Raw genomic sequence first — 24,079 nt, 5'->3', positions numbered from 1 at the left:
GTTACACCTACAGGGAAAGTGATCCATCGTTACTTTCGTTCGTGCGGCAGACGAAAGATTACATCCTGGTGATAACCGGGCAGCAATCGCTTGCTAACGTCATCCGCAAGAGGGACAGAAAGAGTTCCCGGCACGTGTCCGTTTCCACCTCGCGGAGGGGTTACCCATGCACGATCTGATTGTCGCTTTTGCTCTCGCCACCATGCTGCTTGTTCCCTGCCTTATCACCGTCGGCCGTCACGACGAAGACCCTCACGACACCTGGATGAAATAGGCCGGAAGTATCTTGCGCCTGTGGCCCTGCGCCTGTACTCTGTCCCCCAGTGCCACGCATCCTCATCATTGACGATGAAGACGACATCCGGGAGGTCGCCTCGCTTGCCCTCGAAGCTACCGCCGGTTGGGAGATCCTTACGGCCTCCAATGGGCAGGAAGGTATCCAGCGCGCCGCACAGGAAAAGCCCGACGCCATCCTGATGGACGTGATGATGCCCGGTATGGATGGGCCCACAACCTTCAAGGCCATGCAGGAGAATCCTGAAACAGCGGGTATTCCAGTCATTCTGCTTACCGCTAAAGTACAGGGGATCGATCAGCGCCGCTTCGCGGGCCTCGGTGTCGCCGCGGTGCTCTTCAAACCCTTCGATCCCATGACCCTCGCCGACCAGATGGCTGAGGCACTTGGCTGGTAGATATCGATGTCGACTGCCCAGGAAAAGACCTCTGCTCTGATCGCCGCGCTGTGGCAGAAGAATCGGCATATTGTGGAAGAGCGTATCGCCGTGCTCGCGGCAGGCAATGCGGATCACACAGCAATGCTCGAGGCCGCGCACAAGCTCTCTGGGGCGCTTGGTATGTATGGATTTCCTGAAGCCTCGGCGATCGCATCGCAGATCGAGTCTGCTTTGCACAGTGGCGACGTGGCTAGGATCCCGGAGCTTGTAACAGTACTGCGGTCAGCTATCCCGGCAAACTGACCAAGCTCGAGCGGGAGCTATTCGAATAGCCACAACTCCGGGTACCCCATCCATTGCAACGCAATGGTGGGATTCTCAAAATACAGTTCACCCCTTGTAAGAAAGCTTAAAAGCGATTCGAGCGTAGCTGTGTATGGGCCATTCAATCGACAGAACTACCGGATGCGCTCCATCTCGCTGCCTGCCATCAGGAACGCGCCGATTCCCTTCAGGTCGTCGGCTACTGTCCTCTCATTGATGTAGTAGTCATACGTCCCGTCGCGATACGGCTTACCTCCCAGTCCAGAAACGGCCACGATGCCGGTCAGACTGATGGCGCCGTCCGGCAGAGTCTTCACAAACTCTCGCTGGATACCCGCCCAGCCACGTACTGCGGACGCCTGGTACCTCTTCGGCACCCATCCCATACGTGCACCCTTCGCCATGCCGTAAACGAACATAGACGAGGCGGAAGCCTCCACATAGTTTCCATCCCACGATCCCTTGTCCAGGACATCCCACCAGACGCCGGTCTTCCGGTCCTGCACTTTCTCCAGCGCGACCACGCAGTCGTTCAGATCCTTCACCAGAGTTGCCTGCTTCGGATGATCCTTCGGGAAGTACTCGAGGACATCGACAAGAGCCATGACGTACCAGCCCATCGCGCGCGCCCAGAACTCCTTCGAGCGGCCTGTCTTCGAATCGGACCAGCGTTCCTTCCGGCTCTCATCCCAGCCGTGATACATCAAGCCTGTCTTCGGATCGCGCAGATGCTCATCCATCAGCAGGAACTGCTTGGCGATGTCATCCCACGCCGCCTTGTCGTCGAAGGTCGCGGCATACATGGCATAGAAGGGCTCGGCCATGAAGGCACCGTCCAGCCACATCTGGTTTGGATAAATCGCCTTGTGCCAGAAACCGCCGCTCGGCGTTCTCGGTTGTTCATCCAGTTGCGCACGGACGAAGCGAGCCACCGTCTCGTACTTCTTGTCCTTGGTCTCGCGGTAGAGCATCAGGGCAGCGCGGCCCATCTCCAGGTTGTCCAGCGAGTGCGCATCGGACTTGAAGCCCTTAATCGTTCCATCCTCGGTGATCAGCGCGTCCACCGTCTGCTTCACATAATCGAAGTACTTCTCATCACTGCTAGACTTCCACTCGGCCGTCAGGCCGTCCAGCATGGTGCCCTCTTCATAGACCCAGCGCGGTGTCGGGTTCCGGCGGATCACCGCATCTGCCATCTGGCGCGAAGGAGACGCCTGTCCAAACGCCACCCCGGCGAGCAAAATCAGCGGTAAAACGAGCTTCGAACCGTGTTTCATACGCCTTGCCAGCATACAGGATTGGTCAGACCGATTTGCAAGTGCGCCTACCCCAGGCCACCCTGTTCACAGGAAAATGATGCGGATGCAGAAGCGGCTTCCATCCCGGACGGCAACTCTGTCATCCTTGCTTCTATGACCAACGTGTTAGCTGGCAAGCCTGCTCCGGAATCGATTCTCGTTAACGTCCCGCGCCTCATTACCGCCTACTACACACAAAAGCCGGACGTCTCCAATCCTGCTCAGAAGGTCGCCTTCGGAACCAGCGGACATCGCGGTTCCAGTCTGCACTCCAGCTTCAACGAAGACCATATCCTCGCCATTACGCAGGCCATCTGCGAGTTCCGCAAGAACGAAGGCACGACGGGTCCACTGTTCCTCGCGGCCGACACACATCCGTTGTCCGATCCCGCATGGGCCTCCGCGCTTGAAGTGCTGGCAGCCAATGGTGTGGAGACAATGATCGACTCCGAGCAAGGCTACACACCTACCCCTGCTCTTTCACATGCCATCTTGGTCTACAACGCCGGTAAGACCTCCGGCCTCGCAGATGGCATCGTCATCACGCCGTCGCATAATCCGCCTGAGGATGGCGGCTTCAAATACAACCCTCCCAGCGGGGGCCCGGCCGACACCACAGCCACCAAGTGGATTGAGAATCGCGCCAACGAGCTTCTGGCCTCCGGCCTCAAGGGTGTTCAGCGTATCTCACTGACAAAGGCGCTCGCCTCTTCCACGACGCACAAACATGACTTCGTCAGCGAATATGTCGACGATCTTGGTTCAGTGCTCGATCTTCGTTCCGTCGCATCTTCCGATCTGAGCTTTGCGGTCGATCCTCTGGGCGGTGCAGGCGTCGCCTACTGGCCACGCATCGCAGAGAAGTTCAAGCTGCCGCTCACGGTACTTTCGCGGACGGTCGACCCTACCTTCCGCTTCATGACCTGCGACTGGGACGGCAAGATCCGCATGGACTGCTCTTCTCCCTACGCCATGGCGTCGCTCATCGCCGGCAAAGACCGCTTCGATGTCACCTTTGCCTGCGACACCGATCACGATCGCCACGGCATCGTGACCAAGAGCTCGGGTCTGATGAACCCCAACCACTATCTCGCTGTCTCCATCCAGTACCTTTTCACGCACCGCCCGCAGTGGAGTGAGAAGGTCGGCATCGGTAAGACACTGGTCTCTTCGTCGATGATCGACCGCGTCGCCGCGGGTCTCAAGCGTCCCATGCTGGAAGTCCCCGTAGGCTTCAAGTGGTTCGTCGACGGCCTGGTAAACGGCACGCTTGGCTTCGTCGGCGAAGAGTCCGCCGGCGCCAGCTTCCTGCGGCAGAACGGCTCGGTGTGGTCCACCGATAAGGACGGACTCATCCTCGGCCTGCTCGCCGCGGAGATGACCGTTCGCACAGGAAAGGACCCGGGGCAGCTCTATGCCGAGCTCACCGCCAGGTACGGCTCTCCGGTGTATCAGCGCATTGACGCTCCCGCAAACCGCGAACAGAAGGCCAAACTGGGTAAGCTGAATCCCTCGCAGGTCACCAGCAAGGAGCTTGCGGGTGAGCCCATCACTGCGGTTCTCACCGAAGCGCCCGGGAACAAGGCGGCAATCGGCGGTCTTAAGGTCACGACGGAGAATGGCTGGTTCGCCGCACGTCCGTCCGGCACGGAAGATGTCTACAAGATCTACGCCGAGAGCTTCAAAGGCGAAGCACATCTGAAGCAGATTCAACGTGAAGCGCAAGAGCTGGTGACCGCCGCCATCAGCTAGCAACTTCTCGACAATCCTCGGCGAAACAGAATTCGCTGAGGATTGTCTTTTAAGCATGAATCGTTTCAACTTCGCTACAAAGATCAGGCCCGGCGCTCCTCCTGCCAACAACACATCTTCCACATCCAATTCTTCCTATCGATACGGGAACCATATCCGTCTCACACACGTATGCCCTTGTGAATGCAAAGTTTCGGCACCTCAACGCGAACTTTCGACCGTTCGCTGTGGAAGAGCCTGGACTCCGCAGTTGCTTCAGCTACCATTAAGGTTGAAGCTCGAGGAGAGTTTGTAAGTATGGCTACCGCTACTCCGGAAGCAACCGCCGCCTGTACCCCGGTCGACCAGATCATCGCCGCGCTTCGCCGCGTGGAGGCTCTGGACGGCCTTGCAGAAGAAGACTATCTCTGGCTCGCCGAGAACGGCACGGAACAAAAACTCTCCGCAGGTCAAGAGGTCTTTCAGGAAGGCGATCCCGCTGACCGTATGACCATCCTGCTGAAGGGTGAGGTACACGTTCGCCGTCGCGAGCGCGGATCGGTTGCGTTCTTTATCTCACGCGTAGGACAGCTTTCAGGCCTTCTTCCCTACTCCCGCATGAAGACCTACGGCGGCACCGGCTGGGCTGTCGGCGATGTCTGGGGCCTGCACATCTATCGTCACCAGTTTGACGACATGCTTCGCGCTATCCCCGGCATGGGCCAGCGCTGCGTCTCCACGCTGCTGAATCGCGTTCGCGATGTCACGCGTATGGAGCAACAATCGGAGAAGATTGCCGCGCTGGGAAAGCTTGCCGCGAATCTTTCGCATGAGCTAAATAACCCAGCTTCTGCGGCGCAGCGAGCGGCTTCGTCGCTCCTGGGAGAGTTGCGCACCTACGGCGACTTGAAATACCAGCTCGGCTCACTTTGCCTGACCGAAGATCAGAAGGCCCAGTATCGCGAGTGGGTCACGCGTATGCGGACAAAATCGCCCACGGGAAGCCGGCCGGTGATCGCTCGCGACTCCATCGCCATCTCGGCCCGCGAGGATGACTTTGCGGAGTGGCTTACGGATCACAACGTCAGTGAACCGTGGAAGTACGCCCCCGTCCTGGCGGAGACGACACTCGAAGTCTGCGACTTGGACAATCTGTCGCATATTGGCGAAGAGGTGCTGCCTATCGCTATCGGCACCATCAGCTCCGCTCTCAAGACGGAGCGCATGACTGAGACTGTTATCGACGCGACAGTTCGGATCTTCGACCTGATCTCGGCCATCAAGGATTACTCCTATATGGACCAGGCGCCGATCCAGGAGATCGACCTGGCAGCTGCGCTGGACAACACTCTGGCCATGATGGCATCGCGGCTGGGCCATGTGATTGTGGAACGGGATTACGACCCGATGCTGCCCCACGTGCCCGCCTACGGCAGCGAGTTGAATCAGGTCTTTACCGCACTGATCGAAAACGCTCTGGACGCCATGCAGGACAATGGCACGCTGCGGCTGCGCACCCGCACCTCCGGCCAGCTTGCCCTGGTCGAGATCTGGGACTCCGGCATCGGCATCCCGCCTGAGATGCAGTCGCGAATCTTTGAGCCGTTCTTCACCACCAAGGCTCCGGGAGAGGGACTGGGATTGGGACTGGACACCGTGCAGCGAATCGTCTCCAAGCACTCCGGGCACATTTCGGTGGAATCGCGGCCAGGGGCAACCTGCTTCCAGGTTCGTCTTCCGATCGAACAAATGCAGGCATACTAAAGAAATACAAAGAGATAAGGCCGCCAACAGGCGGCCTTTCTTATCTTGGGGCTGTCGGCTCAGCCGTGGTGGAGTTGGTGATGATGTTGCACGACCGACCGGGCAAGCGCATACAGAAACGCGCCGAAGACCATCGGTAAACCAGCTATCAAAAATAACAGAGAGTAAACGAGAAGCTCTCCCCGTTTCGGTTGCGCCAGGCTGGAGTGGCGGAAAGACGTATGAAGGATGATGCCAAGGAGAATATTTACCAGGCAGTACGCAATGATGGTCCCAGACGACATGGAAACTGAGCCCCCTTCCATAGGGGAACAACACTAGTACCGTGGTAATGCTTTCCGCAAGAAATTTTTACCGGACTGTATTGTGCCGTATTACCATTTTGGGACTTTTGTCTATTTCGAAACTTCTACGCCACGCCAGAAAGCGATGTGATGTTTCACCTGGCGCGCAGCGGGCTTCGGGTCCGGATAGTACCAGGCGGCATCAGGGTTTTCCTGACCATCGACCACAATGGTGTAGTAGCGGGCCTGCCCCTTCCAGGGGCAACTCGAGATGGTCGAGCTGGAACGCAGAAACTCACGCTTGACGGTCTCTTCAGGGAAATAGATGTTACCCTCGACCGTTTCGAAATTATCACTTTCGGCCAGAAGCTGGCCGTTCCATACTGCCTTCGCCATGAAAGCGTCCCAATCTTTTCAACAACTTACAAAGTAAGAGAACCTTGGTCCTCGCCTATGTTGTATCAGGTTCGGCGCAAAAACGAAAGGCCGGGTAACCCGGCCTTTCGCCTTGGTAAACGAGATCAGATCAGGCTTCCACTAGAGGACGCGTCTTTTCCGGGTCAGGCCGTTCCAGTTCCTTTGGAGCAGGAACGTCGCCGATTCTCTTTTCGAAGTGGCACTCTGTCGCCGGTTTTGCAGCCTCTTCCCCGGCCTTTGCTTTTCGCTTCGGCAGGGCCTCCACGTTATTCGGGCAGACCAGGTAGACGCCGTCTTTACGCTCGATCTCAAGCAGGTAGCTGGACTTGCACTTGGGGCATGGTCCCGGCACCAGCTTCTGGTTCGACGTGAAATCGCATTTCGGGTAATTCGTGCAACCGTAGAACGTGGTGTTACGGCGTGTACGCCGTTCGGCAATCTTGCCACCGCACTTCGGGCAAGGCACGTCCAGCAGGTTCTGCTTGACGTACTTGCACTTCGGATATCCCGAGCAGGAGACGAATTCGCCGTAGGGCCCCTGGCGCTTTACCAGCTCGTTCTTGCCGCACTCCGGGCAGATCTCTCCTGTCGGCTCCGGCGGCTTCTGCTGGACCTTCTGGTTCAGCTTGCGGATGGTCTTACACGGTGGGTCGGCGCTGTAGTCCGGGCAGCTCATGAACGGACCAAAAGGACCGTTCTTCAGCACCATCTGCTTCCCGCAGTTATCGCAGTACTCCTCTTCCTGCTCCGCGTCCTGAGCGTCAGGCGAGGCGAGATCGGGCTTGTCGGCGAAGTTCTCCTTGGTGAAGTCGCAGGAGAAGGGCTCGATGACGATCTTCTTGGCACGGTCAGACGCCTGCGCCAAAGCATCGCGAAGCTGGGCGTTGTCCTCGACCTCCTCCGCAAAGGCCTCCGCGTCATCCACCATGCCCTTCACCGTCAGCGGATAGCCGAGCTTGGCAGTGATCTTCTTAATGGCTGCCTTCGGATCCTTCTTTACGCTCGAAACCGCAATGGACATCGGTTTCGCCTTCGAGAAGTTGGAACAGGAGAAGAAGCTGCCGAACTTACCCCACTTCAGGATCAGCGGGGAGCCGCACTTCTCACAGACCTCTGTAGTCGGCTTCTCCCAGCGTTTGATCTCCTCCATATTCTTCTCGGCGACCGTGAGCTCCTGCTCAAAGTGGTCGTAGAAGCCCTTCAGCAGATCTGTCCATTTCTCCTTGCCGTCCTCGACATCGTCGAGCTCGGTCTCGAGTTGCGCCGTGTAGTCGTACTTGAAGATGTACGGGAAGTTCTTGACCAGGAGCTCAGTCACGACCATGCCGATCTCAGTCGGCACAAGCTTCGCCTTCAGCTTCTTGACGTAGTCGCGCTCCTGGATCGTGTTGATGATCGACGCATACGTGGAAGGACGGCCAATGCCGAGCTCTTCCAGAGTCTTCACCAGCGAAGCCTCGTTGAAGCGCGGCGGCGGATCGGTGAACTTCTGCTGCGGATCAAGCTTGTTCAGGTTCAGCCCATCGCCCTGGTTCAGCGCCGGCAACCTGGTATCGGTATCGTCGGAGTCGTCGTCCTGCTTGCCTGCCTCGTCCTGGGCCTTCTTCGTAACAGCCTGCGGAGCCTCATAGACTTTCAGGAAGCCATCGAACTTCAACACCGATCCGGAGACGCGGAAGTCGTATGTCTTATCGCTCTTCGCCGCGATGTCGACCGTGGTCTGATCAAAGACCGCAGGCATCATCTGGCTAGCGACAAAACGATTCCAGATGAGCTTGTAGAGGCGGTACTGCTCGTCGGTCAAATACTTCCGAATCGAGTCCGGCGTGTACTCAACGTGAGTCGGACGGATGGCTTCGTGCGCATCCTGGGCATCTTTCTTGCCCTTGAACTGGTTCGGCGAAGAAGGAAGATACTGCGTCCCCAACTTCTTACCGATATAGTCACGTGCTTCGGTGATGGCATCCGGCGAGACGCGCACCGAGTCGGTACGCATGTAGGTGATGAGACCCACAGTGCCGTCGCTGCCAACATCGATGCCCTCATACAGACGCTGCGCCACACCCATGGTGCGGCGGACATTGAAGCCAAGGCGCCCGGCAGCATCCTGCTGCAGCTTGGAGGTCGTAAACGGTGCGGGCGCGTTACGCCGCCGCTCCTTCTTCTCGACCGCACGAACCGACCACGTGGCCTTATTCAAAGCCGCGATGGTAGCGTCCGTAATCTTCTGATCGGGCAGCGCATTCGACAGGAACTGCGCCTTGCCTTCCTTATCTTTGCCATTGGCTACACGTGCCGGCTCTCCATCGATACCGACAAGACGAGCGATGAAACTCTGTTTGCCGGCCTTCGGCATCAACTCGGCATCAATGGTCCAGTACTCCACCGGCTGGAATGCATTGATCTCGCGCTCACGCTCCACGATCAGCCTCAGTGCTACGGTCTGCACTCGACCGGCGGAGAGCCCGCGTTTTACCTTGTCCCACAGCAGCGGAGAGATCTGGTATCCCACCAGGCGATCCAGGACGCGGCGCGTCGTCTGCGCATCGACCAGATGCTCATCGATATCGCGGGCGTGCTGGAAAGCGGCCTTCACGGCCTTGGGAGTGATCTCGTTGAAGGTAACGCGCTGCACCCGCTTACCCCGCGCGGCGGGCGAGATCTGCATCTTCAGGTGGGCGGCAATCGCCTCGCCTTCGCGGTCAGGGTCAGGCGCGAGGTACACAGCATCAGCCTTCGAGGCGAGCTTCTTCAGGCGGTCAACGACCTTCTCCTTGCCCGGAGAGACGATCAGCGTCGGCTCAAAGGTACGTTTCTTGAGCTCTACCCCGATATCGTTCTTCGGCAGGTCCATGATGTGGCCGATTGAGGCCTCCACCGTGTAGTCGTTGCCAAGATATTTTCCGATTGTCTTTGCCTTTGCCGGGCTTTCGACAATCACCAGTGACTTCGCCATGGGTCTTCCTTCTGCGCTTCTAAACCGGCCGCCGCAGGTGGCGGCCTACTCGCTCTTAATACTGTTGGAGAACCTAACACGCCTCCCGGCCCCGCGGTCAACTGCGGAACATGGCTGCTTCGACGGACTGCAACACAAAACGTAACGAAACCGGAAAAGGTTCACACCATCACGCGGACGTAGTTTTTGCCCGGTAACTGCCGCACCAGCCCTGCAAGTTCCAGTTCGAAGAGCGCAGCAAAGATCTCGGCCGCCCCCATCGAACCCTCGAGTTTCTCAATCAACTCATCGAGTTGGACGGCACTATCCATGGCCAGAGCACTGAGCACCTGCCGCTCCTGCTCCCCCAATCCCGCCAGCCTTCCCTCTCCGTTGGCTGTGTTCTCGGGGAATAGAGATGCGGTTCCACCCGGCGAGGATTCATCCCCGGCCGTAAGCAGGGCTCGGACGTCGCTTGGCAGATCCTCCCAAATGTCTTCCCATGTTGCAGTTAGCCGGGCTCCCTGCTTGATCAGCGTATTCGGTCCCCAGGCGTTCTTATTGGTCACGTTTCCCGGAACGGCGTAGATGTCTCGCCCCTGTTCCAGAGCGCAACGGGCTGTCACCCGGGTGCCGGAATACTCTCCGGCCTCCACCACCAGCACCCCGACGGACATGCCGCTGATAATCCGGTTTCTCACGGGGAAGTTCTGTGGCGCGGGAAAGGTTCCGAGAGGAAACTCGCTTACGATCGCCCCGCCCTTGAGAAGGATCTCTTCTGCAAGCCGCTTGTTTTCTTTGGGATAGATCACATCTACACCCGTCCCCCAGACAGCCACAGTCTTTCCACCCGCAGTAAGAGCCCCTTTGTGAGCGGCGGTATCGATGCCCCGGGCCATACCGCTCTGGATTACGAGCCCACGTGCGGCAAGATCACGCGCCAGCAGCTCCGCCATTCCCTGTCCGTAGGTCGAGGGATGCCGCGTACCGACCACCGCGATTCCAGGCAGGTTCAGGATTGCCGGGTCGCCCCGCAGCCACAGCACCGCGGGCGGGTCGTAAATCTGCCGCAGACGTTCGGGATAGGCCTCATCCTCCGGAGTCAGAAAGGCCACTCCCGCCTCCTCAGCCTTCCGGGCCTCGTCCTCCGCAGCCGCGAGTGCCCGGCCATCGGCGACAAACTGTGCCGCCGCGGCGGGCAGTCCCAGGCCTTCCAACTCAGTCAGCGGCAGAGTCAGCAGGCTGGCGGCGTCTCCCAGACGCTGCATCGTACGCCAGCTGCGAATCGCCCCCATGCCGGGGGAAAGGATAAGCGCCATCCATGCCAGACGCGCGTCGTTGGTGCACGCATTCATTTTGCTGCTCGGCTCCTGCACTGCAGTTGATGATTGTAGCCACCTTACACCATGCCGAAGACACGAAATCAGAACAGAGCTTCCACTGGACAGCGATTGAGTAAACTCGAAAGAGTGGGACGTTTACGTATTTCGGCGATCGGTTTTCTGAACCCTGCACCTCTGCTCTATGACTTTGAGCACTCTGCCAAACGCGAAGCTCTCGCGGAACGGTACGACATTCACTACACGCTGCCGTCGAACTGCGCGCATGAGCTGGCCGAGGGCGAAGCAGATCTGGGCCTGATCCCCATTGCAGCGCTTGCAACCATCCCCGATCTGCTGATCGTTCCCGGGTGCACAATCGCCTCGCTGCGCCGCGTCCGCTCCATTCAGATCGTAAGCCGCGTTCCTCTGGATCAGATCCGAACGCTCGCGGCGGACACTTCGTCACGTTCCTCCGTGGCGTATGCAAAGGTGCTCTTCCGGCATTTTCTTGGAACCGACCCGGAGTTCCGGCCGCATGCTCCTCTGGTGGACACCATGCTTGAGCATGCTGATGCTGCCCTGCTGATTGGCGACCCTGCGCTCATCGCCAGCGAATCGCATCCGGTCATCGAGATGCACGCCAGCCAGCGTCTCTACTGGTACGACGTCGCCGAAGAATGGACGACGCGCACCGGCCTGCCCTGGGTGGCCGCCATCTGGGCTCTGAGCGCGGAGGCCCTGGCGCAGACCAATGCAGCACTGCTGATCGATGACCTGAACGCTTCCCGCGACGCTGGTCTGGCGCATATCGAAGATCTCGTAGCCCATTGGAAGAAACGCATCGCCGTCTCTCCTCAGATCATCCGCACCTACCTTACCGAAAACATCCACTACGTCCTCGATGAGCGGTGTGTCGCAGCGATGAAGCACTTTTTCGACCTTGCAGCGGCGACCGGAGCCATTCCGCAGGCTCCGGAACTACGATTTGTCGAATAAAAACTTTTCGCCCGCCGAACAAGAACTTTGCAACACAACTCTACGTCCTAGCAGGATATGAGGCTCCAGGCCGTCCATTCCCGCCGCGGATTAGTGCAACTTGTAACTGGCATGGGCATGGCTGGGCTTTTTCTTCTGGCGGTTGTGGACTCATCGTTCATTCCACTGCCCATTCCCGGCGCCACGGACATCCTGCTGGTCATTCTGGCGGCAAGACACCATGCATGGCTCTGGATAACCATCGTGGCGACAGCAGGCTCTCTGGTTGGCGGAAGTATGACCTACCACCTGGGTAAGGTGGGCGGCATGCATACGCTTGAAAAGCGTGTCCCACAGCGTTACCTGAAACGCATCACCAGCTGGACAGCCAAACATGGACTTCTTGCAGTTGCCCTGCCCGCGATTCTTCCTCCGCCCGCGCCATTGACGCCATTCCTTCTGGCTGCAGGCGTTCTGCAGGTTCCTCGCAAAAAGTTCTACGCCGCCTTTGGCACCAGCCGTCTGATACGTCATGGCGCAGCGGCTTGGCTGGGCTACCGCTATGGCCGATCCATTCTGCGAGGATGGACGCACTTCTCCAGCGAGTGGTCCACACCGTTGCTGATTGTGCTGTGGGGAGCGCTGATCGTCGCCTGCGCCTGGGGGGTCTATCGTCTGGTAAAACGAGAACGCGGAGAGGCGCATCAGCACCTCTCCGCGTAATTAAGGACCTGCAGATCTACTTCCCTTTGTAAGGCTTTTTCAGGTATTTGCGCGCTTCATCAGCCTGACTCTGGTCCCCGATCGGCGCCGAGGCCAACTGGTACTGACGCACTGCATCGTCGCGTCGACCCAGTAGATCGAGCATCTGGCCCGCATTCAGTTGCGCACGCTTCTTTACCCAGTCGCTTGCGGCTGGAGCCGAAGCCGCGGCGAGGTAGTGATCGGCAGCGTCATGGATCAGGTTCTGTCCACGTTCCGCTTCCGCCAGGCCATAGTAGGCCATATGCAGCCGGGGCTCGATGAAGTATCCGTTCTTGTGCGCATCCGCAATGACCGCCCGATAGGAATCAACCGCGCGCATGCCGGTACCGCCGTCCTTCAAAAGATTCGCCTCTTCCAGGCGGAAGAGGTAATCGTGCGGATATTGCGCCACCAGAGTCTGCGTTACCCCCAGGGCTTCCCCGTATCGTCCATCGTGCCGTAGAAACAGGCTGAGCGCCGTACGAGACTCCACACTGGTCACAGTTCCGCGCGCAGCGCAGTCCCGCAGCAGGACCAGCCCCTTTTCCTTATTGCCGCCCACGCCGAAGATTCCGACCATAATACGGACCAGCCTGGGAAGGCTGGCGACGGCGAACTGTTGAATTCCCATCGCCATCTTCGCGTCCACATAATCAGGGTCGATCTTCAGCACCTCTTCCGAATCTGTACGGGAGGAGAGGCCTTCCTTCGCGGCCTTCGAAAAAGAATGGTCCACGAGTGTGGCGAATGACGCATGCATACCCTTGGCGTATCCACGGGCGAACAAGGCATCTTTGTCCTTTGGATCGATCTTCAGGCGACGCTCCGCAAGATCAACGGCTTTGTTGGTCAACTCTTCGATCCGCTGGCGCGCCGCAGGACTGACATTCGTCTCGCGTTTATTGAAGATAAAGCTGTCGTGGGCGTAGTAGGTGGTATCCAGCAGGTCCTGCCGGTAGAGTTCGCGATAGAGCGTGACCAGGAGCTGATACCCCACGGCCATCGGATCCTCGGGATGCGCCGCCTCCACCCTGTCAAAACGCTGGAGTGCGCCGTCGTAATCCAAGTCGTAAAAACGCTCAAACCCTTCCCGAACGATCGGATCCAGGTTCAGGGGATTGGTATGGTGTGCCTGTGCCCACACGGGCTGCGAGGCTGTCAGAATCCCCGCCGCCACTAGACTCACTACAACGCTTCGTACCTTCATCAGACTCCATCTCACCATCAAATACGTCTTTTTGTCTTGACCACTTGCTTCGGGCAACCTAGCGTAAGGTCACTGCAGTATTTGTAATTGGACGCTTCTCCTGTCTTTATGACGCGGTACGAACTGTTGACTTTGCTTGTGGGAAAGGCCCATGCCAATGGCTTTCCCTTCCGGAAGTGGTACATTAGCCGCCTTGGCCTGCCCTGGACCAGTGGCGAAGACGCTATAGCCACGCTCTGTGAGCAGCGCCGTTACTACGCCCTGCTCTTTTCTCATGAGTTCGCGCACGCCTTCTGGAAGCCCGGCGAACCCATCACCTTCCAGGTGCCCTCCCAGAGCTTTCAACGGCGCATGGCGGACGGTACCATCGGCACCGTCATCCGCAAGCCCTATACACGCCGTTCCGCACGCACGGATGCGTGGAAATACCATCTCCGCGAGATGGCTTCAGCAGAGGAACCCCTGCGCTACATGCGCCGCTACCTGCATATTGAAGAAGAGTTCGACGAGGCCTAAAGCTATTTCAGCGAAGCTAACGCCTTCTCTGCCGCCTTTTTTGTCTTTGGCTCGGCATCGGCCTTCAACACGGCCTCGAAGTGCTGCCGCGCTTCGTCCTTCTTGCCGAGCTTCAGCGCCATCTCGGCAGCGCCGAAGTGAGCATCCGGATCGTCGGCAAACTGATCCAGCGCATCGATATAACGGTTGTAAGCGCCCTGGATGTTTCCGTCCTTGCGATAGAAATCGGCCACCTTCAGGTCTTCATCGAAACGCTGTTCGGGGGTCTGCTTCTTCGTAATCTCGCCCCGGCTGCCCAGATCCTTCAACTTCACACCTGTCGGAGTCGCCGGACCGGCGTCCTCATCCTCAGCGGTCTTCGACTCATCGCTGGGATTGCTACCGCTTGACGACGAAGAGGAGGAGTTGGGGGACGAAGAGGAGGAATTTCCTGCAGGGTCATTTGCGGGGGCTGCATCTTCCCCCGGAAACGGGAAGCTCTTTTTGACATCGGCCGGCGTTACCGGCTTCTGAGCAGAAGGCGCATCCGCCTCAGGCTTTGGCTCCTGCGGCGTATCTTTTCCTTCAGCTGCCTTCCGTGATTCTTCTTCAGGAAACGGAAATGCCTGCTTTACCTGCTGCGGCGTCTGCGGATCGTTTGTCTTCGCCTTTGGATCGTCGCAGGCCACGGTTTTACCTGCCGCATCCTGGCACGACTTCGCGGGCTGCTGCTGTTGCGACCAGCAGAGGCCACTCAACATCACAACCGAGCTCAAAACCAGCCAACGCATATGTCGTATTAGACGCCGTGACCTGTGGCGCCGCCAACCCACGTCATACCATTTGTTCACAGGCGTTCCGTGCTACTCTCTCCCCACAGGGATACACCCACACAATCTATGCCAGCGACACTCGTCATCCGCTCCAGTGCCATCCATGCAGCCGGCTGCTACACCACTACGCCCATCCGTAAGGGCGCACGCATTGTTGAATATGATGGTCCTCGCATTACAAAGGACGTCGCCGACGAACGTTATGCCGACCGTTTCGTCACCTATCTGTTCGGCGTAGGTGATCGCAATACGGTGATCGATGGCTTTGGTGCGGCGATGTTCATCAATCACTCCTGCAACCCTAACTGTGAGACGCAGGAGATCGATGAACGTGTCTTTGTTGTCGCTATCCGCAACATCGCCCCAGGCGAAGAACTAACCTACGAGTACAACCTCTACGACTCGGACGAAGAAGACCAGCCCTGCTATTGCGGCGCCAACGTCTGCCGCGGCACGATGTTCAGCGAAGAGGAGATTCGCCGGCGCAAACGCATCGCAGCGCGTACTGCAAAAGCCGGCCGGGCTTGAATTTTCATCGCCGCGGGTACGGTTCCAGGATGTGCCTTAATCCGGTACCCGCATCTCCACACCCCTCCCGGCGATACAATCAACGCCAGTAACAATGGCCTATCAGGTTCTTGCCCGCAAGTATCGCCCTCTCCGTTTTGCCGACGTGGCCGGACAGGATCACGTCACCCGGACGCTCATCAATGCTCTGGAGCAGCAGCGCATCGCGCATGGCTACATCTTTTCGGGCCATCGCGGCATCGGCAAAACGACCATCGCCCGCATTCTTGCGTCGGCCCTGAACTGCCGCAATGCCATCGGCTCGGCTGAGCGGCCCACCGCCGAGCCCTGCCTGAAGTGCGACTCCTGCATCGAAATCCGCCAGGGCAATGCAGTAGACGTCATCGAGATCGACGCCGCTACTAACCGCGGCATCGATGAGATTCGCGAGCTGCGCGATGCCGCCCGCTACCGTCCGGCGCGCGACCGCTACAAGATCTACATCCTCGACGAGGCACATCAGATCACCGATGCCGCCTTCAACGCCCTGCTCAAGACGCTGGAGGAGCCACCCGACCACATCGTCTTCATGATGGCGACCACCGAGCCGGAGAACATTCCGCAGACTATCCGCTCGCGCTGCCAGCACTTCAGCTTTCACGCGGTTCGACATGACGACATCCTGGCCGAGCTGCGCGGCATCGCCCAGCAGGAAGATGTCGCCGCGGATGACGCTGCGCTCGCTCTTCTGGCGGAAGCGGGCGACGGCTCCATGCGCGACGCGCTCTCCATCATGGACCAGGCCATCGCCTCCGCCCCGGTGGTGGACGGCAAGGCACAGCTCGTCGCTACTCAGATTCGCGATCTGATGGGCAGTGTGCCGAACACGGTCTTTGAAGAGATCCTCGAGGCCGTCAGCGCAAATCGGTCCGCCGTCGTGATTCAGACAGCAGCGCGGTTGCTGGACGCCGGCAACTCCCCGACACAGATCTCCCGTCAGTTTGTGCGCTACCTGCGCAACTGCGTCGTCGCCAAGATCGCAAACCTGACCGAAGAGAACAATCAGAGCGACCTGCTGCAGATCTCGCAGGATGAGCGCCGGCGCGCCACCCGCAGCTCCCAGCTCTTCACCGAAGAAGAGTTGACGCGTTTTCTGCAGGTGATGCTGCGTACCTTCGACGATCTCGGTTTTCGCCAGGAGCCACGTTTCCATCTGGAGCTCGGCCTGTTGAAGCTGGTTCACCTGCAGCGGTTGCTGCCGGTGGAAGACCTGCTCAGCCAGCTCCCTGCACCGACGGGAGCCAGCTCACGCCCTGCTGCGGCAGCGCCGCCGGTACGGCCTGCAACGCCTCCGCCGGCACGCCCCTCCGGCGGGCAACCTGGAAGCTCTACCTCGGCCACATCAGCCGCTCCGGCGAAACCCGCCTTCTCTCCCTTCGAGGCAGACCGCTCACGCAAGACAGAAATGTCTTCGCGGCCAACGCTGAACAACGTTATTCCTATCGACCAGACAGCCGGCAACCTGGCACTGGCTCCTGAGCCTGTGCTTCCAGCCGCGGCGCCCCTGCCAGAAGTCGCGGCCCCGGTCGCGCTCGTTGAGCCAGTGGTGGAGGCGCCGTCGACACCGAGCCCTATCGCCGTGCCGAAGCCGGTAGCGCCCTCCATTGCTGTATTCGCCGAGCCGGTTGCTACACCGATCGCGGAGCCCGTGATGGCTCCCCCACCCGCTCCTGTCATGGCTCCGCCTGCAACTCCAGTTGAGGTAGTGGTTCCGGCTCCTGCCCCCGTCGCTACAGCGGTCGCAACGCCAACCCCAACCGCAGCCCAGGCGGCAGGAGGCTACGACATCGCCGCACTGCAGAACGCCATCGTCAATGAGCTCTCCGCCAGCAAGGGCCACAGCTCCGCTGCCGACCAGATGGATGAGTCCACCTTCATCATCGAAGGCAACGAGCTGCGCGTCCAGACGACACTCTCGGCCGGCATGTTGAAGTTGTTGATCAACGCGGAGGCGGAGAAGATCATCAAGGCGTCCCTGCGACTGCAGGGCGCTGGAGACCTGAAGCTGGTGCTTCTGGCCGGCTCGGCAGCCAACGCGGCAGCGAAGAAGGATCGCCCCGCTGCAGCAGGCTCCGTCAAAGCAACTGCCATGGAGCATCCCATCGTGCAGCAGGCGCAGAAGCTGTTCAACGCAGAGATTCGAACCGTCATCGACCTGCGCGAAAAATAGACCCTCAACCGATCAACAGACCGTCCAACAAACGTATGAACTTTTCCGACATCGCGAAGATGAGAGAGATGATGGGCCAGGCCCGTCAGATGCAGGAGCAGATGGAACAGAAGCTCCGCCAGGCCGAGGTCGAAGCCACCTCAGGCGGAGGCATGGTTACGGCCCGCATGAACGGCAAGAAGGAACTGCTCTCTCTCAAGATCGACCCCACGGCCTTTTCCTCTGGCATGGGCTCGCCTGCCGATATCGAGCTGCTCGAAGATCTGATCAAGGCCGCCATCAACGAAGCCGGCCGCAAAGCCGACGAGATCATGAAGCAGGGGGTTCAGTCGGCCCTTGGCGGTCTCAACATTCCGGGACTGACCTAACCTCATGGCCCGCTTCGCAGAACCTATGGCGCGGCTGATCGAAGAGCTGCGCAAACTTCCCGGCATCGGTACGAAGTCGGCGCAGCGGCTCGCCTTTCACATCCTGCGCTCCAGCACGACGGACGCCGAAGCTCTCTCCAAGGCGATTCTTCAGCTCAAGGCGAGCCTTCGCTTGTGCTCGCGCTGCAACAACATCACCGACATCGATCCCTGCGCGATCTGCTCCAGCCCTACCCGCAACCAACGCCTGGTCTGCGTCGTAGAAGAGCCGACCAACATTGGCGCGATCGAAAAGACCCGGACATGGAACGGAGTTTTCCACGTCCTTCACGGGACTCTTTCCCCAGTGAATGGCATCGGCCCCGAGCAACTCCGCACGGCCAATCTTTTCAATCGCTTATCGGAAATAGAGGAAGTTATTCTTGCGCTTTCTCCGACCGTTGAGGGTGAGGCGACAAGCCACTATTTAGCCCAGGAAATCCACAGGCTGGCTCCCGACCTTCCCGTCACTCGCATCGCCACAGGCGTTCCTGCGGGAAGTGATATCGAGTACGCCGATGAGATCACGTTGAGCCGTGCTCTCGACAATCGCCGCCAGCTCTAATCGTGCCCTCTGGGCAAACGAATGGGCTTCACCTTCCACGATCCGCCGATCGATGTTGCCAGATACCGCGTGGTCAGACTGGGAACCTCTTTTTCCGCCGTCCCACCCATCCCTGTGGCACTCAGAGTGATATCGAAGCGAAACGACGTCGGGGATATGACGGTAATGTCGTCGATGTCTGCATCGATGGAATGCAGATCACAGGAGAGATTTTTCGCCGCGCACTCTTGCGGCGTAGCCATCACGGGTTTGAGTCGTTTCTGATACGCGCTTCGCACGGGGTCGTCCGGACGGGGATAGATCGGTTCGAGCTTTCCGGTCACTGGGGAGAAGACATCCAACGCGTTTGGATGTGTGGGCGCAAAGTGACGAAGGTTCTCTACAACAATCAGTGACCGCCCTACGGCGGTCCATATCCATCCATCGATCTCAAACCGGAAGTTAAACTTGTCATCAAAGATAAAGGCGCAGCCTTCCGATGGATTGACGTGAAAACCAAGGGTCAGCCAGCCTCCTTGCTCCCGCCAGTCTCCGAGATCGTTTTCGAAACACATACCCGAGACTTCGCGACCAGCAGGCATCCCCTTATAACGAGCATCGCGAACGCCATCCCCGTCTTTGTATACCCGGCGCTCGATATGGTGATCGGTGGTGTTGTAGCGCACTACCGTCAAAGGCCCGCCTATCGCGTCTCCGCTATCTATCGGTAACCATGCGATGTAGCGGTTCGGCCCGAACGTTTCCGTCGAAACGCTAGTTAGAAGCAGCGATCGTTCTCCTGGAAGGATCAGAGAGTCGGGCACACCGTTGGCTGTAAGCACCCCGGCCGCAGTGATCTTCTGCTGTCCTGAACAACAAAGGGTCGCAACCAACACAACACAGCCAAGAGCAAAGACGCGCAACGAAGCTCTCCCAGATGGCTTCATGCTGCCTTACACCACAAGGCTTTGCAATGGAAATCATCGCCGCAAAGACGAAGGAGCTGTTTTCACTGTCATAGGTTGCTCGCGATCACCTTCCGCCCGCAAATGCCATACACCAGCGACACGGGTCGCAACGTAACCGTTCGTTTGCTGCGGCATCTCCTGTTCGGCGCGCTCGCCCATTCCCGCCGGCGAAAGCGTTACGCTGAAGCGAAACCTGTTTCGCCCCAAAACTTTTACGGCACTAATGTCGCTATCAAGTTCATCAACGCTACAGATCTGGTTATCCTCCCCGCATCCAGCTTCGGGGGGCATAACCTTCCTCAGAGCTTCCTGATAAGTCTTTCTGGCGGCATCTACCTTGCGCGGATAAATCCGCTGCATGGCGCCAGTGGAAATATGAAAGACATCAAGAGTTCCAGGATGAATCGGGGCAAAGTGCCTCATCGATTCCTCAAGAATCAGATCGTCCTCATCTCTTCCAAGAACCCAGCCATAGATGGAGTGGCGCAAATTAAGACGCGGGCCAAGCACGATGGTGCAGGCCGCAGAGGGATTGATATGCGTACCAATCAACAACACACTGCCAACCCGTTCAATGGAGTTCAAGCTTCCCAGGCATAAGTCCGGAAGCTCTTTGAGAGCGATCGGTTCTCGAAAGCCTTTCGCGCCGAGAGCGCTGCTGCCCGTCAGCTCCGCCCTTTCCATCTGCCTTGTGTGGCGGTCATACCGGGTGAGAAACAGCGGTGGTTTGAGAAACTCACCGTCTTCGGCATACCAGGCGACCACGACCTCATGGTCATTGCTTATGACATGGCCGTTGCGCATGCCGGCGGTCTGCTCAGCAGGTGTAATCAAGCCCATAGGCACACCGTTCGCCGCCAATGCATCACCGACGGTTTCCGGGCTCGTTTGCGCCATTGCAACAGACGTCAGTAGAAGAAGAGACAGGAGTTTCACGGTGCTCTCGCGAACGAAATTATGACGCAATCAGGGGAAAACCGGTCGTACTTTTCTTAAAAGCAGGATGTAAGCCCACTCCGTGAGAACTTTGCATGGGAAGGTAAAGGCGGGCCCATATCCCTAAGGGGACATGGGCCACCCAGCGCACGGGTTGGTTGAATTTACAGCGACGCTCTACTTCGTTGGAGGAAGCACCCGCAGGTCGCCTCCCGTCATCTCCTTGGGCTGCGGGATTCCGAGGAGCCCGAGAATCGTCGGAGAGATGTCGCGCAGCGAGCCACCGTCGCGCACGCCGATCTTCTTGCCCTGATCGGTCACCAGGATGAAGGGCACGGGGTTGGTGGTGTGCGCGGTGTGCGGCCCTCCGGTGGTCGGGTCAATCAGCATCTCGGCGTTACCGTGGTCGGCCGTCACGATCATGGCGCCTTCACGGGCTCTGATCGCCTTGTACAGACGGCCCAGACAGTAATCGACCGTCTCCACGCCCTTGACCGTAGGTTCGATCTTGCCGGAGTGGCCCACCATATCCGCGTTCGCGAAGTTAACGACAATCACATCGAAGGCCGTATCGTTGACTGCCTTCTCGACAACTTCGGCGATTCCTTCGGCGCTCATCTCGGGAGCCAGATCATACGTCGCAACCTTCTTCGAAGGCACCAGCTCGCGCTCTTCGCCGGCGAAGGGCTTCTCGATACCGCCGTTGAAGAAGTAGGTGACATGCGCGTACTTCTCGGTCTCGGCCACACGCAGGTTGCGAAGCTCGGCGTTGCCCATCACATTGGCGAGCAGGTTTTCCATGCTCTCCGGCTGCAGATACATGGGCAGGGTGAAGTTCTTGTCGTACTGCGTCATCGTCACCACGTGCAGGTTCTTCGGCACACCGGGACGTGGAATCTCCAGTTCGAGCTCCGCAGACTTAGGCAACTCGCGTCCGTCGTCTTTGGAGAGGTGCGAGTTGCGAGCCAGGACGCGAATGATCTGGCGAACGCGGTCGGCACGGTAGTTGAAGCAGATGACCGCGTCCTCGTCTTGAATGGTTGCTACCGGCTTGCCGTGCTCAGTAACGACAAAGGGGACGATGAACTCGTCAGTAACGCCGTTGTTGTAACCCTCACGCACGCGGGCGATGGCGTCCTCATAAGCTCCGCCCTCGGCGTGCCCCTTCACCATGGCATCGAAGGCCTTGGCCTCGCGCTCCCAGCGCAGATCGCGGTCCATCGCATAATAACGTCCGCTCACGGAAGCCAGCTTGCCCACACCATACTCACGGAACTTCTGGGAGAGGGCTTCCAGATAGCCTGCCCCGGAGCTCGGCAGTGTGTCGCGACCGTCCATGAAGGCATGCACATAGACCTTCTTCAGACCCTGCTCTGCAGCCATCTTCAGCAGCGCATAGAGATGCCGCTGATGCGAGTGCACACCGCCGTCCGACACCAGGCCGATCAGATGCAGCGCCCGCCCATGAGCAGCAGCCTGCATCGCCTTCACCAGCGTGGGATCGGTAAAGAAGTCGCCTTTCGAGACTGTCTCATCGATGCGGACGATATCCATGCGCACGATACGGCCGGCGCCGATGTTCAGGTGACCGACCTCCGAGTTACCCATCTGTCCATCAGGAAGACCGACAAAGTGATCGCTGGCGCGGATCGTCGTATTGGGATACTCCGCCAACAGACGGTCGTAGTTCGGCTTGCGGGCAAGAGCGATGGCATTACCCTTGGTCTCGGTGCGGATACCCCATCCATCCAGGATGGTCAGGACGAGCGGCTTGTTCTTTGACATTACTGGTTCACTTTCCGCGTTGGTGTACTGCTTCGGCTGCCGGCGGCTCAGCCCCTATTGCAACAATGGGTGCAGCTGCCGGCAGCAGCGCACCCATCGTCACAAAGGAAGTTTGAAGAGGGCTTCTCACAACTGCTACTCACCGCAGTTGATGGATTCAATTCCGAGGAACTCGGCGCCCGGCCCCAGCTCTTCCTCGATGCGGAGAAGCTGGTTGTACTTGGCGATACGATCCGTGCGGCTGGCCGAACCGGTCTTGATCTGTCCTGCACCGGTAGCTACCGCCAGGTCGGCGATGAAGGTGTCTTCGGTCTCGCCCGAACGGTGCGAGATGATCGAGGTGTATCCGTAGCGGCGGCCCAGAGCGATAGCTTCCAGCGTCTCCGAAACCGTACCGATCTGGTTCACCTTGATCAGGATTGAGTTGGCTACGCCCTGCTCGATGCCCTGCTGCAGACGGCGGGAGTTCGTGACGAAGAGATCGTCACCGACGAGCTGCACGAAGTTACCGATCTTATCGGTCAGCAGCTTCCAACCGGCCCAGTCATCTTCCGCCAGACCGTCTTCGATGGAGACGATCGGGTACTGACGGCACCAGCTCTCCCAGAACGACGCCATCTCTTCGCTGCTCAGCTCGCGCTTGTCGCTTTTCTTGAAGACATACTTACCCGTCTCCTTGTTGTAGAACTCAGACGAGGCAGGATCGAGTGCGATGGCGATCTGCTCACCGGCCTTGTATCCGGCCAGTTCGATGGCCTCAAGGATCACCTCGATGGCTTCAACGTTTGACTTCAGCGAAGGAGCGAAGCCGCCCTCGTCACCAACAGCGGTGTTCAGGCCCTTCTTCTTGAGCACGCCCTTCAGCGTGTGGAAGACCTCAGTGCCCCAGCGCAGTGCGTCAGAGAAGCTCTCCGCGCCGACCGGCATAACCATGAACTCCTGGAAATCCACAGTATTGTCGGCGTGTGCGCCGCCGTTGAGGATGTTCATCATCGGTGTGGGCAGAATGCAGGCATTCACGCCGCCGAGGTAGCGATACAGCGGCAGTTTGAGCTGCGCGGCGGCGGCGCGCGCGGTGGCCATCGAGACGGCCAGGATGGCGTTAGCGCCCAGCTTACTCTTGTTCTCGGTGCCATCGATGGCAATCATGGTCGCGTCGATCAGGCGCTGGTTGCTGGCGTCCATGCCGGCCAGCTCCGGAGCGAGGATGCTCTCGACATTCTCGACGGCCTGCAGCACGCCCTTACCGAGGTAAACCTCTTTGTCGCCGTCACGCAGTTCAACAGCCTCGTGTTCACCGGTAGATGCGCCCGAGGGCACAGCGGCACGGCCAAGCGCGCCACCGGCGAGCAGGACATCGGCCTCAACGGTCGGATTTCCACGCGAATCCAGGATCTCGCGGGCGTGAATGGAAACAATCTCGGTCATCTCTCTCCTCAAATCTGTAGACAGCACGCCCGAGGGGCGCACAATGCGATGGGCAAGGCGGTCGTTGAGTTTCGGACGGCGATCGACAGCGATAGCGCTGCCACCCACTCCGGCGATCATCTCGACAAGCTCTGCCATACGGAATAACTCTCGTTTCTAGAAAATTTTAGCAGCCGAAAACCGCCCAGTGGACTGACCACGCCAGCTTTAACGGTGCCGTAGCAGTGTTTGCAACCGAGGTTCCCGGGTGGTCACATCCGCAACCTATAGG

21 protein-coding genes are annotated in these 24,079 nt (G+C 58.8%); 11 read left to right on the top strand and 10 right to left on the bottom strand.

Going from position 1 to position 24,079, the window contains the following annotated elements; all coding sequences use genetic code 11:
• Positions 1–323 precede the first annotated feature (323 nt).
• On the top strand, positions 324–692 hold the full coding sequence (locus tag FTW19_RS11435; RefSeq protein ID WP_147647744.1) for a response regulator: 369 nt from the start codon (positions 324–326) through the stop codon (positions 690–692).
• Between the two features lie 6 nt (positions 693–698).
• Complete coding sequence (locus tag FTW19_RS11430) at positions 699–977, top strand: Hpt domain-containing protein (protein WP_147647743.1); 279 nt, start codon at positions 699–701, stop codon at positions 975–977.
• 155 nt (positions 978–1,132) lie between these two features.
• On the opposite strand, the gene FTW19_RS11425 is transcribed toward FTW19_RS11430, so the two are convergent.
• Positions 1,133–2,275 (bottom strand): glycoside hydrolase family 88/105 protein, encoded by a 1,143-nt coding sequence (locus FTW19_RS11425; protein WP_187143424.1) that lies wholly within the window; start codon positions 2,273–2,275, stop codon positions 1,133–1,135.
• A gap of 135 nt (positions 2,276–2,410) precedes the next feature.
• Here FTW19_RS11425 and pgm point away from each other — a divergent pair, with 135 nt between their 5' ends.
• Together pgm and FTW19_RS11415 are read left to right on the top strand one after the other, a co-directional pair.
• On the top strand, positions 2,411–4,048 hold the full coding sequence (gene pgm, locus FTW19_RS11420) for a phosphoglucomutase (alpha-D-glucose-1,6-bisphosphate-dependent) (RefSeq protein WP_147647741.1): 1,638 nt from the start codon (positions 2,411–2,413) through the stop codon (positions 4,046–4,048).
• 297 nt (positions 4,049–4,345) lie between these two features.
• A complete protein-coding gene (locus FTW19_RS11415) occupies positions 4,346–5,791 on the top strand; it encodes a sensor histidine kinase (protein ID WP_147647740.1) in 1,446 nt (481 codons plus the stop codon).
• A gap of 395 nt (positions 5,792–6,186) precedes the next feature.
• On the opposite strand, the gene FTW19_RS11410 is transcribed toward FTW19_RS11415, so the two are convergent.
• The 3 genes from FTW19_RS11410 to dprA form a co-directional block, all read right to left on the bottom strand.
• The gene (locus tag FTW19_RS11410; RefSeq protein ID WP_147647739.1) at positions 6,187–6,471 is read right to left on the bottom strand and encodes a DUF427 domain-containing protein; all 285 of its coding nucleotides are present in this window, start codon (positions 6,469–6,471) and stop codon (positions 6,187–6,189) included.
• A 130-nt stretch (positions 6,472–6,601) separates the two neighbouring features.
• Positions 6,602–9,448 carry a type I DNA topoisomerase gene (gene topA, locus FTW19_RS11405; protein ID WP_147647738.1) on the bottom strand — a complete coding sequence of 949 codons (2,847 nt, stop codon included), beginning with the start codon at positions 9,446–9,448 and terminating at the stop codon, positions 6,602–6,604.
• Between the two features lie 161 nt (positions 9,449–9,609).
• Complete coding sequence (gene dprA / locus FTW19_RS11400) at positions 9,610–10,782, bottom strand: DNA-processing protein DprA (protein ID WP_147647737.1); 1,173 nt, start codon at positions 10,780–10,782, stop codon at positions 9,610–9,612.
• 114 nt (positions 10,783–10,896) lie between these two features.
• On the opposite strand from dprA, the gene FTW19_RS11395 reads away from it, so the two are divergent.
• Positions 10,897–11,745 (top strand): menaquinone biosynthetic enzyme MqnA/MqnD family protein, encoded by an 849-nt coding sequence (locus FTW19_RS11395; RefSeq protein WP_246153690.1) that lies wholly within the window; start codon positions 10,897–10,899, stop codon positions 11,743–11,745.
• A gap of 93 nt (positions 11,746–11,838) precedes the next feature.
• Positions 11,839–12,447: a YqaA family protein gene (locus tag FTW19_RS11390; RefSeq protein WP_187143423.1), complete on the top strand. Its 609-nt coding sequence runs from the start codon at positions 11,839–11,841 to the stop codon at positions 12,445–12,447.
• Between the two features lie 16 nt (positions 12,448–12,463).
• Here the strand turns inward: FTW19_RS11390 and FTW19_RS11385 are convergent, their stop codons facing one another.
• On the bottom strand, positions 12,464–13,675 hold the full coding sequence (locus tag FTW19_RS11385) for a hypothetical protein (protein ID WP_246153689.1): 1,212 nt from the start codon (positions 13,673–13,675) through the stop codon (positions 12,464–12,466).
• Between the two features lie 108 nt (positions 13,676–13,783).
• Here FTW19_RS11385 and FTW19_RS11380 point away from each other — a divergent pair, with 108 nt between their 5' ends.
• The gene (locus FTW19_RS11380; RefSeq protein ID WP_147647734.1) at positions 13,784–14,191 is read left to right on the top strand and encodes a hypothetical protein; all 408 of its coding nucleotides are present in this window, start codon (positions 13,784–13,786) and stop codon (positions 14,189–14,191) included.
• A gap of 2 nt (positions 14,192–14,193) precedes the next feature.
• Here the strand turns inward: FTW19_RS11380 and FTW19_RS11375 are convergent, their stop codons facing one another.
• Positions 14,194–14,961, bottom strand: a complete 768-nt coding sequence (locus FTW19_RS11375) for a tetratricopeptide repeat protein (protein ID WP_147647733.1) — start codon at positions 14,959–14,961, stop codon at positions 14,194–14,196.
• Between the two features lie 108 nt (positions 14,962–15,069).
• On the opposite strand from FTW19_RS11375, the gene FTW19_RS11370 reads away from it, so the two are divergent.
• The 4 genes from FTW19_RS11370 (at position 15,070) to recR (ending at position 18,712) form a co-directional block, all read left to right on the top strand.
• The gene (locus FTW19_RS11370; protein WP_147647732.1) at positions 15,070–15,531 is read left to right on the top strand and encodes an SET domain-containing protein; all 462 of its coding nucleotides are present in this window, start codon (positions 15,070–15,072) and stop codon (positions 15,529–15,531) included.
• Positions 15,532–15,625: 94 nt separating this feature from the next.
• Positions 15,626–17,740: a DNA polymerase III subunit gamma/tau gene (gene dnaX / locus FTW19_RS11365; protein WP_147647731.1), complete on the top strand. Its 2,115-nt coding sequence runs from the start codon at positions 15,626–15,628 to the stop codon at positions 17,738–17,740.
• A 35-nt stretch (positions 17,741–17,775) separates the two neighbouring features.
• Positions 17,776–18,108: a YbaB/EbfC family nucleoid-associated protein gene (locus FTW19_RS11360; RefSeq protein WP_147647730.1), complete on the top strand. Its 333-nt coding sequence runs from the start codon at positions 17,776–17,778 to the stop codon at positions 18,106–18,108.
• Between the two features lie 4 nt (positions 18,109–18,112).
• Positions 18,113–18,712: a recombination mediator RecR gene (gene recR / locus FTW19_RS11355; protein ID WP_147647729.1), complete on the top strand. Its 600-nt coding sequence runs from the start codon at positions 18,113–18,115 to the stop codon at positions 18,710–18,712.
• On the opposite strand, the gene FTW19_RS11350 is transcribed toward recR, so the two are convergent.
• The 4 genes from FTW19_RS11350 to eno form a co-directional block, all read right to left on the bottom strand.
• Positions 18,709–19,614 carry a hypothetical protein gene (locus tag FTW19_RS11350; RefSeq protein ID WP_147647728.1) on the bottom strand — a complete coding sequence of 302 codons (906 nt, stop codon included), beginning with the start codon at positions 19,612–19,614 and terminating at the stop codon, positions 18,709–18,711. The two genes, recR and FTW19_RS11350, sit on opposite strands and share 4 nt — an antisense overlap.
• A gap of 57 nt (positions 19,615–19,671) precedes the next feature.
• The gene (locus FTW19_RS11345) at positions 19,672–20,595 is read right to left on the bottom strand and encodes a hypothetical protein (protein WP_147647727.1); all 924 of its coding nucleotides are present in this window, start codon (positions 20,593–20,595) and stop codon (positions 19,672–19,674) included.
• 177 nt (positions 20,596–20,772) lie between these two features.
• Positions 20,773–22,380 carry a 2,3-bisphosphoglycerate-independent phosphoglycerate mutase gene (gene gpmI, locus FTW19_RS11340; protein ID WP_147647726.1) on the bottom strand — a complete coding sequence of 536 codons (1,608 nt, stop codon included), beginning with the start codon at positions 22,378–22,380 and terminating at the stop codon, positions 20,773–20,775.
• Between the two features lie 135 nt (positions 22,381–22,515).
• Positions 22,516–23,808, bottom strand: a complete 1,293-nt coding sequence (eno, locus tag FTW19_RS11335) for a phosphopyruvate hydratase (protein ID WP_147650593.1) — start codon at positions 23,806–23,808, stop codon at positions 22,516–22,518.
• Positions 23,809–24,079: the final 271 nt, after the last annotated feature.

This window comes from Terriglobus albidus (assembly GCF_008000815.1).
GTDB lineage: Bacteria > Acidobacteriota > Terriglobia > Terriglobales > Acidobacteriaceae > Terriglobus > Terriglobus albidus_A.
This window is presented reverse-complemented; position numbering and strand designations above follow the sequence as displayed.

Coding starts and splice junctions, on each gene's coding strand:
- FTW19_RS11430 (WP_147647743.1), top strand. CDS start 699: ATGTCGACTGCCCAGGAAAAGACCTCTGCTCTGATCGCCGCGCTGTGG.
- FTW19_RS11425 (WP_187143424.1), bottom strand. CDS start 2,275: ATGAAACACGGTTCGAAGCTCGTTTTACCGCTGATTTTGCTCGCCGGG.
- pgm (WP_147647741.1), top strand. CDS start 2,411: ATGACCAACGTGTTAGCTGGCAAGCCTGCTCCGGAATCGATTCTCGTT.
- FTW19_RS11415 (WP_147647740.1), top strand. CDS start 4,346: ATGGCTACCGCTACTCCGGAAGCAACCGCCGCCTGTACCCCGGTCGAC.
- FTW19_RS11410 (WP_147647739.1), bottom strand. CDS start 6,471: ATGGCGAAGGCAGTATGGAACGGCCAGCTTCTGGCCGAAAGTGATAAT.
- topA (WP_147647738.1), bottom strand. CDS start 9,448: ATGGCGAAGTCACTGGTGATTGTCGAAAGCCCGGCAAAGGCAAAGACA.
- dprA (WP_147647737.1), bottom strand. CDS start 10,782: ATGAATGCGTGCACCAACGACGCGCGTCTGGCATGGATGGCGCTTATC.
- FTW19_RS11385 (WP_246153689.1), bottom strand. CDS start 13,675: ATGAAGGTACGAAGCGTTGTAGTGAGTCTAGTGGCGGCGGGGATTCTG.
- FTW19_RS11380 (WP_147647734.1), top strand. CDS start 13,784: ATGACGCGGTACGAACTGTTGACTTTGCTTGTGGGAAAGGCCCATGCC.
- FTW19_RS11375 (WP_147647733.1), bottom strand. CDS start 14,961: ATGCGTTGGCTGGTTTTGAGCTCGGTTGTGATGTTGAGTGGCCTCTGC.
- FTW19_RS11370 (WP_147647732.1), top strand. CDS start 15,070: ATGCCAGCGACACTCGTCATCCGCTCCAGTGCCATCCATGCAGCCGGC.
- dnaX (WP_147647731.1), top strand. CDS start 15,626: ATGGCCTATCAGGTTCTTGCCCGCAAGTATCGCCCTCTCCGTTTTGCC.
- FTW19_RS11360 (WP_147647730.1), top strand. CDS start 17,776: ATGAACTTTTCCGACATCGCGAAGATGAGAGAGATGATGGGCCAGGCC.
- recR (WP_147647729.1), top strand. CDS start 18,113: ATGGCCCGCTTCGCAGAACCTATGGCGCGGCTGATCGAAGAGCTGCGC.
- gpmI (WP_147647726.1), bottom strand. CDS start 22,380: ATGTCAAAGAACAAGCCGCTCGTCCTGACCATCCTGGATGGATGGGGT.
- eno (WP_147650593.1), bottom strand. CDS start 23,808: ATGACCGAGATTGTTTCCATTCACGCCCGCGAGATCCTGGATTCGCGT.